This window comes from Belnapia sp. F-4-1 (genome assembly GCF_000802185.1).
In the GTDB taxonomy this organism is placed as follows: Bacteria; Pseudomonadota; Alphaproteobacteria; order Acetobacterales; family Acetobacteraceae; genus Belnapia.
Window position 1 is genome coordinate 4,011,757 of record NZ_KN676113.1, and the last position, 16,307, is coordinate 4,028,063.

Consider the following 16,307-nt stretch of genomic DNA (forward strand, 5'->3'; position numbering starts at 1 on the left):
CGCCGGATCAATCATGGTCATGATGCCTATTTCCCTGAACGGCATTCGATGACGCGGTTCTCGCATCCGCTGGCTGAACCGCGGCTGAGCCGGCCGTTCAGTCGCGGTTCAGCTTCGCGGCCGCAGCCTCGCGCGATGCTGCGCCGAAGCCTCCTCGCCCTGCTGCTCCTGCCGACGGCCGCCCGCGCGGATGACGACGACCAGGACCGCGCCCGCGCCGCCGTCGAGCGCGGCGAGATCCGCCCTCTGTCGCGCATCCTCGCCGAGCTGGAGCGGCGCTTCGTCGGGCAGGTGGTCGATACCGACCTCGACCGCGACGATGGGCGCTGGGTCTACGAGTTCAAGCTGCTGCCGCCCTCGGGCCGCATGTACCGGGTGAAGATGGACGCCGCGACCGGCGGGGTGATCGAGACCCGCGGCCCCGTGCAGGAGCGGCGCTGATGCGCGTGCTGGTCGCCGAGGACAGCGCCGCCCTTGCTGCGCAGCTCCGCGAGGCGCTGGTCGCCGCGCATTTCGCCGTCGATGTCGCCCCCGATGGGGAGGAGGTGCATTTCCTCGGCGACACCGAGGCCTATGACGCGGTGGTGCTCGACCTCGGCCTGCCGCGGCTCGACGGTCTCTCGGTGCTGCGCCGCTGGCGGGCTGCCGGCCGCGCCATGCCGGTGCTGATCCTCACCGCCCGCGACGGCTGGACGGAGAAGGTCGCCGGCCTCGATGCCGGGGCCGACGACTACCTCGCCAAGCCCTTCGCCATGGCGGAGCTGCTGGCCCGGCTGCGCGCCTTGGTGCGCCGCGCCAATGGGATTGCGCAGGCGGTGATCGCGCTCGGCGATCTCAGGCTCGATACCGCGGCGGGCAGCGTCGCCTGGCGCGGCATGCCGGTGCGGCTGACAGCGCTGGAATTCCGCCTGCTCGCCTATCTGGCGCACAGGCCCGGGCGCGTCGTCTCTAAGACGGAGCTGACCGAGCATCTCTACGCCCAGGATTTCGACCGCGACTCCAACACGCTGGAGGTGGTGGTCGGTCGGCTGCGGCGGAAGCTCGACCCGGCGCTGATCGAGACGCTGCGCGGCCAGGGCTACCGGCTGGCAGCCGGCTGAGCGCGGTGTTCCGCTCCCTCACCCTGCGGCTGGCGGCGCTTTCGGCGCTCTGGGTGGCGCTCGGGCTGGTGGTGGGGGGATGGCTGATCCTCGGCATCTCCAGCGACCAGGTGCTGCGCGCCTTCGATGCTCGGGTGCTCGGTCTGCTCGACCGCGTGGCGGGCGCCGCCGCCCGTGGGTCGGATGGGCGGCCGCGGCTGGAGCGGCCGGTCTCCGACCCCGATCTGGAGCAGCCCTTCGCAGGGGCCTATTGGCAGATCACGGTGCCGGGTGGCGGCCGGGCGGCCTCGCGCTCGCTCTGGGATGCGCATCTGCCGGAGTTCGATGGGGGGCCGGAGGCCGGGCCGCGCCTCCGCGACGTGGCGGGGCCGCGCGGCGAGGCGCTGCGGCTCGGCGAGCGGGCGGTGGTGCCGCCGGATGGTGGGCCGCCGCTGCTGGTCCAGGCCGCCATGGCGCGCGGGCGCGTCGATGGCGAGGTTCGGCGGCTGCGCTGGCTGATCGGCCTCGGCTTCGGGCTGCTCGGACTCGGGCTGGTGGCGGGGACGGTGCTGCAGGTGGTGTTGGGGTTGAGGCCGCTGCGGCAGGCGCGGCAGGCCGTCGCCGAGCTGCGTGCGGGCGAGCGGGAGGATCTCGCCGCGCTGGCCGCGCCGAGCGAGATCGCGCCGCTGCTGGAGGAGATCGACGCGCTGCTGCGGCAGAACCGGGCGACCGTCGAGCGCGCGCGGGCGCATCTCGGCAATCTCGCCCATGCGCTGAAGACGCCGCTCGCCGTACAGCGCGCCGCGCTCGATGCAGCGCCGCCGGACCTCGCCGTGCTGCGGGGCGAGGCGCTGGCGATGGAGCGGCTGGTGCAGCATCATCTGCGCCGGGCGCGGGCCGCGGCGCTCTCCGGCGCGGCGGGGCCGGGCGCGCTGCCGCTCGCCATCGGCGAGGATATCGCGCGCGCCCTGCGGCGGCTGCCCGGCAACCACGACGTGGCGATCGCGGTCGAAGGTGATGCGCGGGCCCGCGTCGGCGTCGATCCGCAGGACCTCGCCGAGCTGCTGGGCAACCTGATGGAGAATGCCTGCCAATGGGCCCGGCGGGCGGTGGCGCTGCATGTCGCGCGCGAGGGCGGGCAGGTGGCCGTCACCGTCGAGGATGACGGGCCCGGCCTTCCCGAGGAGGAGCGCGAGCGGGTGCTGGCGCGCGGCGTCAGGCTGGACGAGGCAGCGCCGGGCAGCGGCCTCGGCCTCGCCATCGTCCGCGACCTCGTCGAGCTGCATGGCGGCGGCCTCGCGCTGGAGGCCGCGCCGTCGGGCGGGTTGCGCGCCCGGCTTACGCTACCGGCGCGCTAAGCACGATCAGACCACGCGGATGTTGGAGAACTGCCAGGGGTCCTCGGCATCGAGCGTCTCGGGGAAGAGGCGCGCACGGTCCTGCAGGGGCGTCCATTCGGAATAGGCGCCGACCACCTCGCCAAGATAGGGCCGGGCGATCTCCAGCACCCGTTGGTGGTCAATCTCATCCGACTCGACCACGCCGCGGCGCGGGTTCTCCATCGCCCAGATCACGCCGGCCAGCACCGCGACGGTCACCTGAAGCGAGGTGGCGTTGTTGTGCGGGGCGAGCTGCCGCGCATTCTCGATCGTGAGGCGCGAGCCGTACCAGTAGGCGCCCTTCTGGTGCCCCATGAGCAGCACGCCGAGCTCGTCCATGCCGCGGACGATCTCGTCCGTCATCAGCCGCTTCTCGGGCTGCATCTCCCAGTTCTTGCCGGCCAGCTCGTGGACGGAAAGCACGGCGTCGTCGCAGGGGTGGTAGGCGTAGTGGGCGGTCGGGCGGTAGACGACCTGCCCCGAAGCGTCGCGCAGCGTGTAGTAGTCGGCGAGCGAGATGCTTTCGTTGTGGGTGATGAGGAAGCCGTGGAACGGCCCCTCCAACGGCGTCCAGGTGCGGACGCGCGTGCTTGCGCCCGGGCGCATCAGGTAGATCGCCGCGTCGCAGCCGAAGCCGTGGCGGTGGCCATCCGCCGGCAGCGCCTTCTCATGCGTGCCCCAGCCGAGCTCGGCCGGCTGGCAGCCCTCGCCGACGAAGCCATCGACCGACCAGGTGTTGACGAACTCGCCCGGCTTCTTGGGCCGGTCGGCGACCTGGGTGTCGCGCTCGGCGATATGGATGACCTTCACGCCGAGGGCGTGGGCGATGCGCGCCCAGGCGGCGCGGTCGGCGGCCGGCGGCGGCGCGGCGACGGGGGCGCCGGTGTCGCGGGCGATGTCGAGCAGCGCCTGCTTGACGAAATGGCTGACGAGGCCGGGATTGGCGCCATGCGCCGTCACCGAGGTCGGCCCGCCTTGCGCCGCCCCGCGCAGCGCGATCGCCGCCTCGCGCATCGCATAGTTGGAGCGCTGCGAGGGCGTCAGCGACGGGTCGGTGTAGCCGCCGGTCCAGGGCTCGACGACGGTGTCGAGATAGAGGACGTCGAGTTCCTGGCAAAGCTTCATCAGCGCGACGGAGGAGACGTCGACGGAGAGGTTGAGCAGGAAGTCGCCGCGGCGCAGCAGCGGGGTCAGCAGGTCGCGGTAGTTCTCGCGCGTCGCCCCTTCCACGATGAAACGGATGCCGTATTCCGCCGCCACCTCGCGCCCGCGCTCCTCGGCGGTGACGATGGTGATGTCCTCCCGCTTGATGTCGATATGGCGGAGGATCAGCGGCAGGACGCCCTGGCCGATGCTGCCGAAGCCGAGCATGACGAGGCGGCCAGAGAAGCGGGCATGGATCATCGAGGGGCTCCTTCGAGGCACGCAGGTAAAAAAAGAAACCGGCCCCCTCCGGATGGGAGAGGGCCGGATGGCAGAACGCGCAGCGGGCCTCAGGCGGCCAGTGAAACTTCCGCGTCAACCTCGATCATCGGCCGGTCGCGGACCTCGACCAGCCGGGCCCGGTCGAAGCCGTTGAAGGCGGTGCGGAGGCAGGCGCCATAGGCACCGAGCTGGCCGATCTCGATCCAGTCGCCTTCGCGGATATCGGCGGGCAGCGGGAAGGGGCCCTTCATCCGGTCCGCGCTGTCGCAGGTCGGGCCGAAGAAGACGAAGTCCTCCTCCGCCGCGGCCGCGGCCAGGCCTTCCGGGCGGATCAGGCGCACCGGGAAGGTGAAGCCCGGCACGCCGGCATCGGAGAGCGCGCCATAGACGCCGTCGTTCAGGTAAAGGTCACGCCCGCGGCGGCCCTGCACCTGCACAACGACCGATCCGCCGCCGGCGACCAGGGCGCGGCCCGGCTCGGCCCAGAGCACGGCGCCCGGCAGCGCCAGCGCCTCGAAGCTCGCCTCGATCTCGGCGAAGAAGGCGCCGAGCGGAGGCGGCTCGATCCCCGGATAGGCGACCGGGAAGCCGCCGCCGACATCGATCACCTCCACCGGTACGCCGGCCTCGCGGATGACCTCGCCAGCCAGCGCCATGGCCTGCCGCCAGGCGAGCGGGTCCATCATCTGCGAGCCCACATGGAAGCAGAGGCCGAGCCGGGCCGCATGCGGCCGTGCGGCGCGGAGCAGGACCACCGCCTCATCCGGCTCGGCGCCGAACTTGCCGGAAAGGTCGAGCATCGCCGTGCCCTTCGGCAGGCCGAGGCGGATGAAGAGGCCGAGTCCTTCCTCGGCGCCCGCGCCGGTCTCGGTGAGGATCTTGTCGAGTTCTGCCGCGCTGTCGAGGACGAAGTCGCGCACGCCATGCTCGCCCCAGGCGGCGCGGATGGCCCCGCGCGCCTTGATCGGGTGCATGAAATGGATGCCGGCCTCGGGGAACATGGTGCGGACCAGCGTGACCTCATTGGCGGAGGCGCAGTCGAAATGCCGCACACCGCCCTCCCAGACCGCCCGCAGCACGGCGGGCTCCGGGTTGCACTTCACCGCATAGAGCACCTCGCCCGGAAAACCGGCGACGAAACCGGCCGAGGCCTCGGCGATGGCGGCCGGGCGCAGGCAGTGCATCGGCTCCTCCGGCCGCTCGACGGCAACCAGGGCATCGACGGAGGGGAGGGCGGTGAGGGCGTCGTCGAACTGGCGGCGCAGCGGGGCGACCGCCGCACGGGTGCGGAGCAGGGACATGTGGCGCGATCCTGGTGAGCGAGAGGAGGCGGGGGCTTGACCCGGCTTCAGGCGATGCGCAGCGGACTTCGCATCGCGGCGACCCGTTCGAGCAACATAGGCAGATCCCTCACGGCCCCGGTCTTGCGACCGGCATGGACGAAAAGGACGCGTCCCGTCGTTGCTGTGCCCCGGCCATCAGAGATCCGGGGCTCGCGGCACGTGCGATAGCGCCAGCGGCCGCCCTTCAGCGACCGCGACCGGAGAAATAGTGGCTCCGTGCTCGAATTGCTATGCCTTTTTTTCGGGGCTCGCCCGTTCTACCGGCATGGCCGCGCGAAGGGACGAAAGCTTTCAGGAATCTTGCCGGTCTAGGGCCTGCAAGGCCAGATATTCCCAGGCAAGCGTCGCCGCTGCCAGCGCCGTGATCTCGCCGTGGTCGTGGGCGGGCGAGACCTCGACCATATCCATCCCGCGGAAATCGACGCCCCGCAGCCGCCGGATCAGCCCCTGCGCCTGCCAGGAGGCGAGGCCGCCGATTTCCGGCGTCCCCGTGCCGGGGGCGTGGGCGGGGTCGAGGCAATCGATGTCGAAGGAGAGATAGGCGGGGCCCCCGCCGAGCACCGTGCGCACCCGCTCCGCCAGCGCCGCCGGGCTCAGCTCCTGCGCCTCCTGCCCGGTAACGACCGTGACGCCCTGGCCGATGGTCCAGTCCCAGGTCGCCCGGTCAACCGGCGAGCGGATCCCCACCTGGATCATCCGGCGCGGATCGACCAGCCCCTCACGGATCGCATGGTAGAAGGGCGAGCCATGGGCATAGGCCTGGCCGAAATTATCGGCCCAGGTATCGACATGCGCATCGCAATGCAGCAGCCCGAGCGGCCCGCCGAGGCGCTTCGACAAGGCGCGCAGCAGGGGCAGAGTGATGCCGTGCTCGCCGCCGAGCGCGACCAGGTGCCGGCACGCCGCCGCCTGGCGCTCGATCAGCGCCAGGCTGCCGGGGATGTCGCCGAGGGCGATGGCGAACTCGCCGATATCGGCGATGTCGAGGTCGCGCGGATCGACCCAATGCGTGGGATGCACGCCATCGACCAGCATGCGGCTTGCCCGCCGGATCGCCGCCGGCCCGTCCCGCGTGCCGGCGCGGTTGGTGGTGCCGATATCCATCGGCACCCCGGCGACCACATAGGCCGCCCCCGCCTCCCGCCGCTCGATGCCGAGGAAACCCGGTGGCGTGGCGAAGGTCGGCGGGCCCGCCATGCTACTTCACCGCCGAGAAGGCGGTCGGCGCCAGCAGCAGGTTCTCGACCGAGGCGACGATCTGACCGTCCTCCTCCGTCTTCGCCCGCGCCGTCAGCCATTCCGGGTCGGTGGCGAAGGTGTTCCACTTCTGCTCGCGCTCGGCGAGGCTTTCCCACTCGAGCAGATAGTAGAGGTCCTGGTTGGAGGAGCCGACCAGCACGGTCCAGAAGCCGGCCTGCCTGATGCCGTGCTTCTCCCAGAGTTTCAGCGTGATGGTTTCGAACCGCTTCAGCAGCGCCGGCAGCCGGCCCGGCACGCAGTGATAGATGCGGAGTTCATGGATCATGGTCTTGGCCCTCCCATTGGGAAGGGCCAGACTAGCCTGCCTCCGGCAAGGCGCGAAGCGGCACCGGCCGGGTCAGCGTGGCGATCAGCGCCGGCACCGCCTCGGCAGGGCAGGGCCGGCTGAAGAGGTAGCCCTGCACTTGCGCCACCCCGAGTTGCCGCAGCAAAGCGAGCTGTGCCTCGGTTTCGACCCCCTCGGCGATGGTCACCAGCCCCAGCGCTTCGGCCATGCTGGCGATGGCGCGGAGGATCGGCGCCGCCGTCCCCGCCTCGCCGAGGTCGCGGACGAAGCTGCGATCGATCTTCAGCTTGTCGAGCGGGAAGCTGCGCAGGTAGCCGAGCGAGGAATAGCCCGTGCCGAAATCGTCGAGCGCCACCCGCACGCCCATCTCACGCAGCTGCTGCAAGAGGTCGAGCGTGCGCTGGCTGTCGCGCAGCACCACCGCCTCGGTGATCTCGAGCTCCAGCCGCGTCGCCGGCAACCCCGCCTCGGCCAGCGCCGCGGCGACGGCGCCGATCAGGTCCCGCCCTTCGAGCCGCGCCGGCGAAAGGTTGACCGCCACGTGGTAGGGCCCCTGCCAGCGCGCCGCCTCGGCGCAGGCCCGCCGCAACACCCAGGCGTCGATCTCGGCGATCAGCCCCGACTCCTCCGCCAGCGGGATGAATTCTGCCGGCGGCACCATGCCGCGCCGCGGATGCCGCCAGCGCAGCAGCGCCTCGAATCCGAGCAGCCCGCCATCGATGCGCACCACCGGCTGGAAGTGAAGCACCAGCTCCCCTTCGCGCTGCAGCGCCAGGCGCAGGTCCGCCATGAGGCTGTGCCGCGCCTGCAACCGCTCCGCCATCGCCGGATCGAAGAAGCGGAAGGTGCCGCGCCCGGTCTCCTTCGCCTCGTACAGCGCCATATCGGCATGGCGCAGCAGCAGGTCGGCATCCCGCCCATCCTGCGGCGCCAGGGCGATTCCGAGGCTGACCCCGACATCGAGGCGGGTGTCGCCGAAGGAATAGCCATGCCCGACCATCCGTATCAGCCGCTCGGCGAATGGCGCGATGGATTCCGCCGTCGAGCGACCCGGCAGGATGGCCGCGAATTCGTCGCCGCCCAGCCGCGCCACCAGGTCGCCCTCGCGCAGGCAGCCACGGATGCGCGCCCCGGCCTCGCGCAGCAGCTGGTCGCCCACGCCATGGCCGAGGCTGTCATACACCTCCTTGAACCGGTCGAGGTCGAGGTAGAAGACCGTGAAGCCCGCTGCAGGCAGCCCGCCCACCGCCTGCGCCATGGCGTTCTGGAACATGATCCGGTTGGGCAGGCCAGTCAGCGCATCATGCAGGGCGACATGCTCGCTGCGCCGGACCATGTCCGCCCGCTCGCGCTGCGCCTGCAAGGTCCGGCGGATATCGGCATGGTGTCGGCGGACGATGGAGCAGAGGGCGATAAAGTAGATCACCTCCATCGTCACCTTGGTCCAGTGCCAGCCGCCGATCGAGATGTCGACCGCGACCTGCGGCAGCATGATGAGGCTGATCTGGGCCATGGCGAAGCGCGGCGTCGTCGCATTGCGCGAGGCGATGCCGCCGACCGTGCCCATCGAAAGGGTGGCCGAGAGGACCTGCGTCGCGCCGTCGGCGACGAGTAGATAGGCCAGGGCACAGAAGCTCCCCGTGGCGATCGCCCAGGCCGTGCCCACGGCGAAGTAGCGCCGCGCCGCGCGCAGCGTATCGGCCGGGCTTGGCGCCGGCAGCCGGCGATGGCCCACCACCACGGCGACACGGAGCAGCAGTAGCGCCAGGTCGATCAGGAGGAAGGCGACCGGCCAGGCGCTCTCGGTCCGCGTTGCGACGAAGAGACAGAGCGAGAGCGGCGCGACATGCCCGACGCAGAGCGAGGCGAGGCGGTCAAAGAGCGGCGCGACCAGCGTGGCTGCCTCGTCCTGCTGCCAGGATCGATCCGCTGCGTCCGTGCGACCGCATTCCTCTTCGGTTCTTGACGGGGCTATCATCGCGCCAGCTGGATACGCATCACCGGCTTTCGTGGTCATGGTGCCTTTCAACCTTAAGTCGGCAACATGAACGAAAAATGAGCACCATCAGCCGCCTGGATGCGCAGGACCTGTGGTCGGGAGGAAAAACACATGCATCTTTACGATTCGATCGGGCCCAATCCGCGCGTCGTCCGCATCTTCATGGCCGAGCGCGGCATCGAGATCCCGAAGACCACCGTGGATCTCCGCGGCGGCGAGAACCGCCAGCCGTCCTACATGGCGAAGAACCCCGCCGGCCAGCTCCCTTGCCTCGAACTCGACGACGGCAGCGTGATCGCCGAGATCACCGCCATCTGTGAATATCTCGACGAGGTCACTCCAGGCGCCTCGCTCATCGGCACGACGCCGCGGGAACGCGCCGAGACGCGCATGTGGACCCGCCGCATCGACCTCAACATCGCCGAGCCGATGCTCAACGGCTTCCGCTTCGCCGAAGGGCTCAAGCTGTTCGAGAACCGCATCCGCTGCATCCCGCAGGCCGCCGACGACCTGAAGGCAACGGCACAGGAGCGCCTTGTTTGGCTCGACGGGCTGATCGCCGGCCGGACCTATGTCTGCGGCAACCGGCTGAGCCTCGCCGACATCACGCTCTTCGCCTTCCTCGACTTCGCCGCCGGGGTCGGCCAGCCGATCGACCCGAAGCTCGCGGCCATCACCGCGCATCACGCGATGATGGCGGCGCGGCCTTCGGCGAAGGCTTGAGGGGGCAGGGAAGGCTTCGTTGCTTCCTTCACCGCCATGGCCGGGCCCGACCCGGCCATGGCGGAACGTCAGCGACGCCCCTCGCCGCAACAGGTCAGCCCTTGGCCAGCACCCCTTCTGCCAGCCGCGCCCAGTAGCTGGCGCCGATCGGCAGCACGGCGTCGTTGAAGTCGTATTTCGGGTGGTGGACCTGCGGATCGGCAGGCCCCCGTCCGGCGCCGAGCATGATGTAGCTGCCGTCCTTGGCGTTCAACATGAAGGAGAAGTCCTCGCCGCCCATGGTGGGCTTCGGCATCTCCTGCACCTTCGCCTCGCCGGCGATGGCGCGGGCGGCCTCGACGGTCAGCGCCGTGCTCACCGGCTCGTTGATCGTCGCCGGGTAGCCGCGGTCGAACACGGCCTTCGCCGTCGCTCCGAAGGCGGTGGCGATGCCCGTCGCGATCTCGAGGAAGCGGCGCTCCAGCAGGTCGCCGATCTCGGGCTTGAACCAGCGGGCGGTGCCGAAGAGCGTCACCTGCTCGGGGATGACGTTCCAGGTGTCGCCGCCCTGGATGCGGCCGATGGTGATGACGCCCGATTCCGCCGGCTCGACATTGCGGGCGACGATGGACTGCAGCGCGGTGACGATCTGCGCCGCGACCACCACCGGGTCGTTGCCCTGGTGCGGCATGGCGCCATGGGCGCCCTTGCCGGTGACGACGATCTCGATCTGCGCGGTCGCCGCCATGATCGGCCCTTCGCGCCACCAGAAGCTGCCCTCCGGCGCGCCCGGCCAGTTGTGCATGCCGAAGACGCGCTCCATGGGGAAGCGCTCGAACAGCCCTTCCTGCACCATGACGTTGCCGCCGCCGCCGGCCTCCTCGGCCGGTTGGAAGATGACGTAGACGGTGCCGGCGAAGTTGCGCGTCTCGGCGAGGTACTTCGCGGCGCCGAGCAGCATGGTGGTGTGGCCGTCATGGCCGCAGGCATGCATCTTCCCGGGCACGGCGGAAGCATGCGGCAGGCCGGTCTGCTCCTGGATCGGCAGCGCGTCCATGTCGGCGCGGAGGCCGATGGCGCGGCCGGGCCCGCCCTGGCCGTGGATCACGCCGACGACGCCCGTTTTGGCGATGCCCGTGATGACCTCGTCGCAGCCGAACTCACGCAGCTTCTCGGCGACGATGCCGCTGGTCCGCACCTCCTCGAAGGCGATCTCGGGATGGGCGTGGAAGTCCCGCCGCCAAGCCGTCATCTCGGCATGGAAGTCGGCGATGCGGTTCAGGATCGGCATGTCTCTTTGCCCCGGTGATTATGCCCGGGAGCTATACTGACGGCGGGGCCCGGGGGGAAGCTTCCCCCCCCGAGCGGGGGCGCGGGGCGGAGCCCCCGCTTACACCCCCTCGGGCCTGAGGAAAGCGAGATCCACCCCCTCCGTCGCCTGCAGCACCTGCTCGTGGACGAGCTTGTCCCACCCCCGCTTCGGCGCGGCGGGCGGCACCCAGTTCGCGCGGCGCCGCGCGAGTTCGGCTTCCTCGACCAGCAGGTCGAGACGCCGCTCGCTGACGGAGAGCCGCACCCGGTCCCCCGTCTCGACCAGCGCCAGCGGCCCGCCGGCCGCAGCCTCGGGGGTGATATGGAGCACGATGGTGCCGAAGGCGGTGCCGGACATGCGGCAATCGCTCATCCGCACCATGTCCTTGACGCCGGCGCGGGCCAGCTTCTTCGGGATCGGCAGGTAGCCCGCTTCCGGCATGCCGGCCGGGGTCAGCGGCCCGGCATTCTTCAGGATAAGGATGTCCTGCGGCGTCACGTCGAGCGCGTCGTCGTCGATCCGGTCGGCGAGGTCGGCGAGGCCGTCGAAGACGATGCAGCGCGCCTCGGTCTCAAAGAGGGCAGGGGTGGCGGCGCTCCGCTTGAGGATCGCGCCCTCCGGCGCAAGGCTGCCGAAGAGCGAGACGAGGCCGCCGACCGGGCTGACCGGCTGGCTCCGGGCGCGGATGATGGCGCGATCCACATAGGGCGTGCCGGCATCGATCAGCTCGCCGAGGGTGCGGCCGGTGATGTCGATGCAGTCGAGGTGGAGCAGGTCGCGCAGCTCGCGCAGCAGGGCGACCATGCCACTGGCGGCGTGGAAGTCCTCCATGTAGCCCTCGCCGGTCGGCTTGAGGTCGACCAGCACGGGCGTCTCCTCGGAGAGGGCGTCGAGCCGCTTGAGGTCGATCTTCACGCCCGCACGGCCGGCGATCGCCGTCAGGTGGATCAGCGCGTTGGTCGAGCCACCGAGCGCCAGCAGCACCCGCAGCGCGTTCTCTACGCTCCGCTCGGTGATGAGCTGCGAGGGCTTCACCGGATGGGTGATGAGGCGGACGGCGAGTTCCCCGGCCTCCTCGGCGAAGCGGAGCCGGTCGGCATGGACGGCGGGCGCGCTGGCTGCCATCAGCGGCATGAAGCCGAGCGCGGCGGCGATGCAGGCCATGGTGGAGGCGGTGCCCATCACGCCGCAGGTGCCGGCGCTGGTGGCGAGCTTGCCCTCGATCTGGCCGATGCGCTCGGCGGAGACGTCGCCGGCGCGGTAGCGGGCCCAATATCGGCGGCAGTCGGTGCAGGCGGCCAGGCGCTCGCCCTCGAAGCGCTGCGCCAGCATCGGCCCGGTGACGAGCATCACGCAGGGCACGTCCGCGCTGGCGGCGGCCATGAGCTGGGCGGGCACCGTCTTGTCGCAGCCGCCGATCAGCACTGCCGCGTCCATCGGCTGGGCGGAGAGCATCGCCTCGGTGTCGAGCGCCATCAGGTTGCGGTAGTGCATGGAGGTCGGCGTCAGCGAGGGCTCGCAGAGGCTGACGGTCGGGAAGGCGAGGGGGAGAGAGCCCGCCGCCAGCACGCCGCGCTTCACCGCCTCGATCATCTCGGGAACGTTGCGGTGGCAGTTGTTGTAGTCGGAGGCAGTGTCGGCGATGCCGACCACCGGCTTCTCCAGCATGGTGCGGGAATAGCCCATGGAGGCGGCGAAGCTGCGGCGCAGGTAGAAGGCGAATTCCCGGTCGCCGTAATTGGCGGCGTTGCGGGAGAGGCCATGAGGCGCCTTGGGCATGGGGTCTGTCACTGGGGGCTACTCCGGGCTGAGGCCCGCACGCTGCATCAGTGTGCGGTTCTGTGGCAATTCGCGCTCGATGCGCGCAACGGCCGCTGGCCCGCCCATGGCGGAGGGCCCGATCCCCTGCGTCGCCATGAAGGCCTGGATGCGCGGCTCGGCCAGCCCCTCGGTCAGCGCCCGCTCGATGCGCTCGGTGATGGCGCGCGGCGTGCCCGCCGGGGCCTGCACGCCGTACCAGCCGGTATAGACGAAGTCGGGGATGCCGAGCTCGGCGAAGGTCGGCACGTCGGGGATCGCCGCCGGCCGGGTGGGCACGGGCTGCGCGAGGCCCTTCAGCCGGCCTTCCTCCAGATGGCCCTTGCAGGCGGCGTAGAGGGCGAACATGCAATCCGTCCGCCCGGCGATGGTGTCCGTCATCGCCGGCGGCGAGCCGTTGTAGGGGACGTGCAGCATCTCCGCCCCGACCCGGCCGAGTAGGTCGAGCATCGGGAGGTGCGCCGTCGTCCCGACGCCCCAGGTGGCATAGGAGAGGGCGTCGGGCTTCGCCCTGGCCGCCGCGATCAGCGCCTCGAAGCTCGCCCAGCGCGGATGGGCGACGAGCACGGAGAGCGTCTCGCAGACCTGGGTGACATGGACGAAATCGGCCAGCGGGTCGTAGCCCGGGTTGCGCAGCGCCAGCGGCGTCAGGGTGAAGGTGGCGATGGTGCCGAGCAGCAGCGTCATCCCGTCCGGCTTCGCCCGCGCCACGAGCCGGGCGGCGAGGCTGGTGGAGGCGCCCGGCTTGTGGTCCATGACGAAGGTGCCGCCCAGCCGCTCCGACAGGGTCTGCGTCACCAGCCGGCCGATCACGTCGGAGGCGCCGCCGGGCGCATAGGGGATGACGACCGCGACGGTCTGCCCCGCGGGCCATGGCGCCTGGGCCAGGGCCGGTGTCGCCAGTGCCCCGCCCGCCGCGATCAACCCCCGCCGTCCGATCTTCGCCATGGCCGCCGCTCCCGTATCGTTGCGCCGAGCCTGCCCTCCACCAGGGTGGCTGGCAACCTGCCGATTTGATGCGGTACGTGGATACCGCGCCCCAAAACCCGAGCTTTACCCTTGACCTCCGGCCGGTCGGGCGCCATAACCCGCGCCTCTTTCAGACCGGACAAAGCCCATTCCCATGCAACTCCAGACCCAGACGCGCTCGCTGAAGCCGGCCGAGGTCAAGAAGGCCTGGGTGGTGGTCGATGCGCAGGACCTCGTCCTCGGCCGCCTCGCCACCATCGTCGCCAACCGCCTCCGCGGTAAGCACAAGCCGCAGTTCACCCCGCATGTCGATTGCGGCGACCATGTCGTCGTCATCAACGCGGAGAAGGTGCGCGTCACCGGCCAGAAGGCCGAGCAGAAGATCTTCTACTGGCACACCGGCTTCCCGGGCGGCATCAAGGAGCGCACCGTGCGCGAGCGCCTCGAGGGCAAGTACCCCGAGCGCGTGATCGAGAAGGCCGTCGAGCGGATGATCACCCGCGGGCCGCTCGGCCGCCGCCAGATGGAAAACCTCCACGTCTATGCCGGCCCTGAGCATCCGCATGCCGGCCAGCAGCCGGTTGCGCTCGACGTCGCCGCCATGAACCGCAAGAACAAGGTGCTCTGAGCATGAGCGAGCAGACGACCGGCACGCTCGCCGATCTGAAGAGCCTGGTGCAGTCCGGTGCCATCACCGGCGAGGCCCCGGCCCCCCGCGAGCCGAAGCGCGACGCCTTCGGCCGCGCCTACGCCACCGGCCGCCGCAAGGATGCCGTGGCCCGCGTCTGGGTGAAGCCCGGCAAGGGCGAGATGACCGTCAACGGCAAGCCCGTGGTGACCTATTTCGCCCGGCCGGTGCTGCGGATGCTGCTCTCGCAGCCCTTCCTGGTGGCCGACCGCTACCAGCAGTTCGACGTGATCGCGACCGTGGTCGGCGGCGGCCTTTCCGGCCAGGCCGGCGCGGTGCGCCACGGCATCAGCCGCGCGCTGACGAACTTCGAGCCGGAGCTGCGGCCGATCCTGAAGAAGGCCGGCTTCCTGACCCGCGACCCGCGCGTCGTCGAGCGGAAGAAGTACGGCAAGGCGAAGGCGCGACGTTCCTTCCAGTTCAGCAAGCGCTGACCGGGCGGGCGCCGGTCGGCGCCAGCCACATGGCTGTCATATGAGGAGGGGCGGGCCCGCGCGGGTCCGCCCCTCTTGCTTTTTGGGCCGCATTGGGCGGCACTGTCCCCCAGGCTGAGGGAGCCAGGACGATGGCGAAGACCCCGACGGTGTTCATCGATGGCGAGGCTGGCACCACCGGCCTGCAAATCCGCGAGCGGCTGGCGATCCTGCCCGGCATCGCCGTCCGCTCCATCGATCCCGCCCGCCGAAAGGACCCCGAGGCCCGTCGCGCCCTGATGGCCGAGGTCGACCTCGTCGTCCTCTGCCTGCCGGACGAGGCCGCGAAGGAGAGCACCGCGCTCGCCGCCTCGCTCGGCGCCGACGCCCCGCGGCTGCTCGACGCCAGCACCGCCCACCGGATCAACCCCGACTGGGCTTATGGCCTGCCGGAGCTGACGGCGGAGCAGCCGGCGCTGATCGCCGCCGCCTCGCGCGTCTCCAACCCCGGCTGCTACCCGACGGGCGCCATCCTGCTGCTCCGCCCGCTGGTCGAGGCCGGGCTGATGCCGGCCGACTACCCGGTCTCGGTCAACGCCATCTCCGGCTATTCGGGCGGCGGCAATGCCATGATCGCCGAGTACGAGGCACGGCGCGCGCCCGATTTCGAGATGTACGGCCTCGGCCTCACCCACAAACACGTCGCCGAGCTGCAGCACTATAGCGGCCTCAGCCGCCGCCCCATCTTCATCCCCTCGGTCGGCGACTACCGCCAGGGGATGATCGACAGCATCCCGCTCCACCTCGACACCCTGCCGGGCCGGCCGAAGCCCGCCGATATCGAGGCGCTGCTCACGGCGCGCTACGCCGGCAGTGAGTATGTCCGCGTCGTGCCCGCGACGCCGAAGCTGGAGCCGCAGGCGCTCAACAACACCAACCTGCTGGAGCTCCGCGTCCATGGCAACGAGGCCCTGGGCCAGGCCGTGCTGACCGCGCGCTTCGACAATCTCGGCAAGGGCGCATCCGGCGCGGCGGTGCAGAATATCGGCCTGATGCTCGGCATCCCGGTCGAGACGCGGCTGCCGGCGGCGGCCGAATAGGGAGAACAGGAATGGGACCGCTCTACCCCTTCGAGGGCAAGCTGCCGCAGGTGGACCCGGAGGCCTGGGTCGCGCCCACCGCCGCCGTCATCGGCGACGTCGCCATCGGGCCGCGCTCGAACATCTGGTACCACTGCGTCCTGCGCGGCGACACCAACTACATCCGCATCGGCGCCGGCTCCAACATCCAGGACGGCACCATCATCCACGTCAATGCGGGGAAGCAGGCGACCAATATCGGCGATGACGTGACGGTCGGCCATGCCGCCATCATCCATGCCTGCACGCTGATGAACCGCGCCTTCGTCGGCATGGGCGCGACCGTGCTGGACGATGCGGTGATCGAGGAGGGCGGCGTGCTGGCCGCCGGCTCCGTGCTGCCGCCCGGCAAGCGCATCGCCTCGCTCGAGCTCTGGATGGGCAACCCGGCGAAGCCGGTGCGCCTGCTCACCCTCGAGCAGCGCGCCGGCTTCGACAAGACGGCGCCGCACTATGTCGAGCTGTCGGGGCGGCACCGCGCTTCGCTGAAGTAGC

Annotated in this window: 16 protein-coding genes; 8 read left to right on the top strand and 8 right to left on the bottom strand. The window is 70.7% G+C overall.

The window, feature by feature from the left end; translation table 11 throughout:
* The first annotated feature begins 135 nt into the window (after nt 1-135).
* Genes LH62_RS29400 through LH62_RS18925 form a run of 3 tightly spaced genes read left to right on the top strand, consistent with a single transcriptional unit; the run spans nt 136 to nt 2,437 of the window.
* Nucleotides 136-441 carry a PepSY domain-containing protein gene (locus tag LH62_RS29400; RefSeq protein ID WP_043366163.1) on the top strand — a complete coding sequence of 102 codons (306 nt, stop codon included), beginning with the start codon at nt 136-138 and terminating at the stop codon, nt 439-441.
* Complete coding sequence (locus LH62_RS18920) at nt 441-1,100, top strand: response regulator transcription factor (protein WP_201445545.1); 660 nt, start codon at nt 441-443, stop codon at nt 1,098-1,100. Before LH62_RS29400 ends, LH62_RS18920 begins: the two co-directional genes overlap by 1 nt.
* Nucleotides 1,101-1,105: 5 nt before the next feature.
* Entirely contained in the window at nt 1,106-2,437 is a 1,332-nt protein-coding gene (locus tag LH62_RS18925) for a sensor histidine kinase (RefSeq protein ID WP_043363625.1), read from the top strand.
* A 6-nt stretch (nt 2,438-2,443) separates the two neighbouring features.
* On the opposite strand, the gene LH62_RS18930 is transcribed toward LH62_RS18925, so the two are convergent.
* The 5 genes from LH62_RS18930 to LH62_RS18950 all read right to left on the bottom strand — a co-directional run bounded on the left by LH62_RS18930 (nt 2,444) and on the right by LH62_RS18950 (nt 8,789).
* A complete protein-coding gene (locus tag LH62_RS18930) occupies nt 2,444-3,862 on the bottom strand; it encodes a homospermidine synthase (RefSeq protein WP_043363626.1) in 1,419 nt (472 codons plus the stop codon).
* An 89-nt stretch (nt 3,863-3,951) separates the two neighbouring features.
* The gene (locus LH62_RS18935; RefSeq protein ID WP_043363627.1) at nt 3,952-5,184 is read right to left on the bottom strand and encodes a type III PLP-dependent enzyme; all 1,233 of its coding nucleotides are present in this window, start codon (nt 5,182-5,184) and stop codon (nt 3,952-3,954) included.
* A 333-nt stretch (nt 5,185-5,517) separates the two neighbouring features.
* Nucleotides 5,518-6,423, bottom strand: coding sequence for an agmatinase (speB, locus tag LH62_RS18940; RefSeq protein WP_043363628.1), 906 nt, complete (start codon nt 6,421-6,423; stop codon nt 5,518-5,520).
* Between the two features lies 1 nt (nt 6,424).
* Nucleotides 6,425-6,751, bottom strand: coding sequence for an NIPSNAP family protein (locus tag LH62_RS18945; RefSeq protein ID WP_043363629.1), 327 nt, complete (start codon nt 6,749-6,751; stop codon nt 6,425-6,427).
* 31 nt (nt 6,752-6,782) lie between these two features.
* A complete protein-coding gene (locus LH62_RS18950; RefSeq protein ID WP_082012659.1) occupies nt 6,783-8,789 on the bottom strand; it encodes a bifunctional diguanylate cyclase/phosphodiesterase in 2,007 nt (668 codons plus the stop codon).
* A gap of 93 nt (nt 8,790-8,882) precedes the next feature.
* Here LH62_RS18950 and LH62_RS18955 point away from each other — a divergent pair, with 93 nt between their 5' ends.
* Nucleotides 8,883-9,494, top strand: coding sequence for a glutathione S-transferase family protein (locus tag LH62_RS18955; protein WP_043363630.1), 612 nt, complete (start codon nt 8,883-8,885; stop codon nt 9,492-9,494).
* 94 nt (nt 9,495-9,588) lie between these two features.
* Here LH62_RS18955 and LH62_RS18960 read toward each other — a convergent pair whose 3' ends face one another.
* From LH62_RS18960 to LH62_RS18970, 3 genes are all read right to left on the bottom strand, one after another.
* Nucleotides 9,589-10,764, bottom strand: coding sequence for a M20 aminoacylase family protein (locus LH62_RS18960; protein ID WP_043363631.1), 1,176 nt, complete (start codon nt 10,762-10,764; stop codon nt 9,589-9,591).
* A 99-nt stretch (nt 10,765-10,863) separates the two neighbouring features.
* Nucleotides 10,864-12,564, bottom strand: a complete 1,701-nt coding sequence (locus tag LH62_RS18965) for a dihydroxy-acid dehydratase (RefSeq protein WP_043363632.1) — start codon at nt 12,562-12,564, stop codon at nt 10,864-10,866.
* A gap of 18 nt (nt 12,565-12,582) precedes the next feature.
* Nucleotides 12,583-13,551 (bottom strand): tripartite tricarboxylate transporter substrate binding protein, encoded by a 969-nt coding sequence (locus tag LH62_RS18970; protein WP_052214693.1) that lies wholly within the window; start codon nt 13,549-13,551, stop codon nt 12,583-12,585.
* A 175-nt stretch (nt 13,552-13,726) separates the two neighbouring features.
* Here LH62_RS18970 and rplM point away from each other — a divergent pair, with 175 nt between their 5' ends.
* The 4 genes from rplM to LH62_RS18990 all read left to right on the top strand — a co-directional run bounded on the left by rplM (nt 13,727) and on the right by LH62_RS18990 (nt 16,306).
* A complete protein-coding gene (gene rplM / locus LH62_RS18975) occupies nt 13,727-14,200 on the top strand; it encodes a 50S ribosomal protein L13 (RefSeq protein ID WP_043363633.1) in 474 nt (157 codons plus the stop codon).
* A 2-nt stretch (nt 14,201-14,202) separates the two neighbouring features.
* Complete coding sequence (rpsI, locus tag LH62_RS18980; RefSeq protein WP_043334896.1) at nt 14,203-14,694, top strand: 30S ribosomal protein S9; 492 nt, start codon at nt 14,203-14,205, stop codon at nt 14,692-14,694.
* Nucleotides 14,695-14,825: 131 nt separating this feature from the next.
* Nucleotides 14,826-15,773, top strand: a complete 948-nt coding sequence (argC, locus tag LH62_RS18985) for an N-acetyl-gamma-glutamyl-phosphate reductase (RefSeq protein WP_043363634.1) — start codon at nt 14,826-14,828, stop codon at nt 15,771-15,773.
* Between the two features lie 11 nt (nt 15,774-15,784).
* Complete coding sequence (locus tag LH62_RS18990) at nt 15,785-16,306, top strand: gamma carbonic anhydrase family protein (protein ID WP_043363635.1); 522 nt, start codon at nt 15,785-15,787, stop codon at nt 16,304-16,306.
* Nucleotide 16,307: the final 1 nt, after the last annotated feature.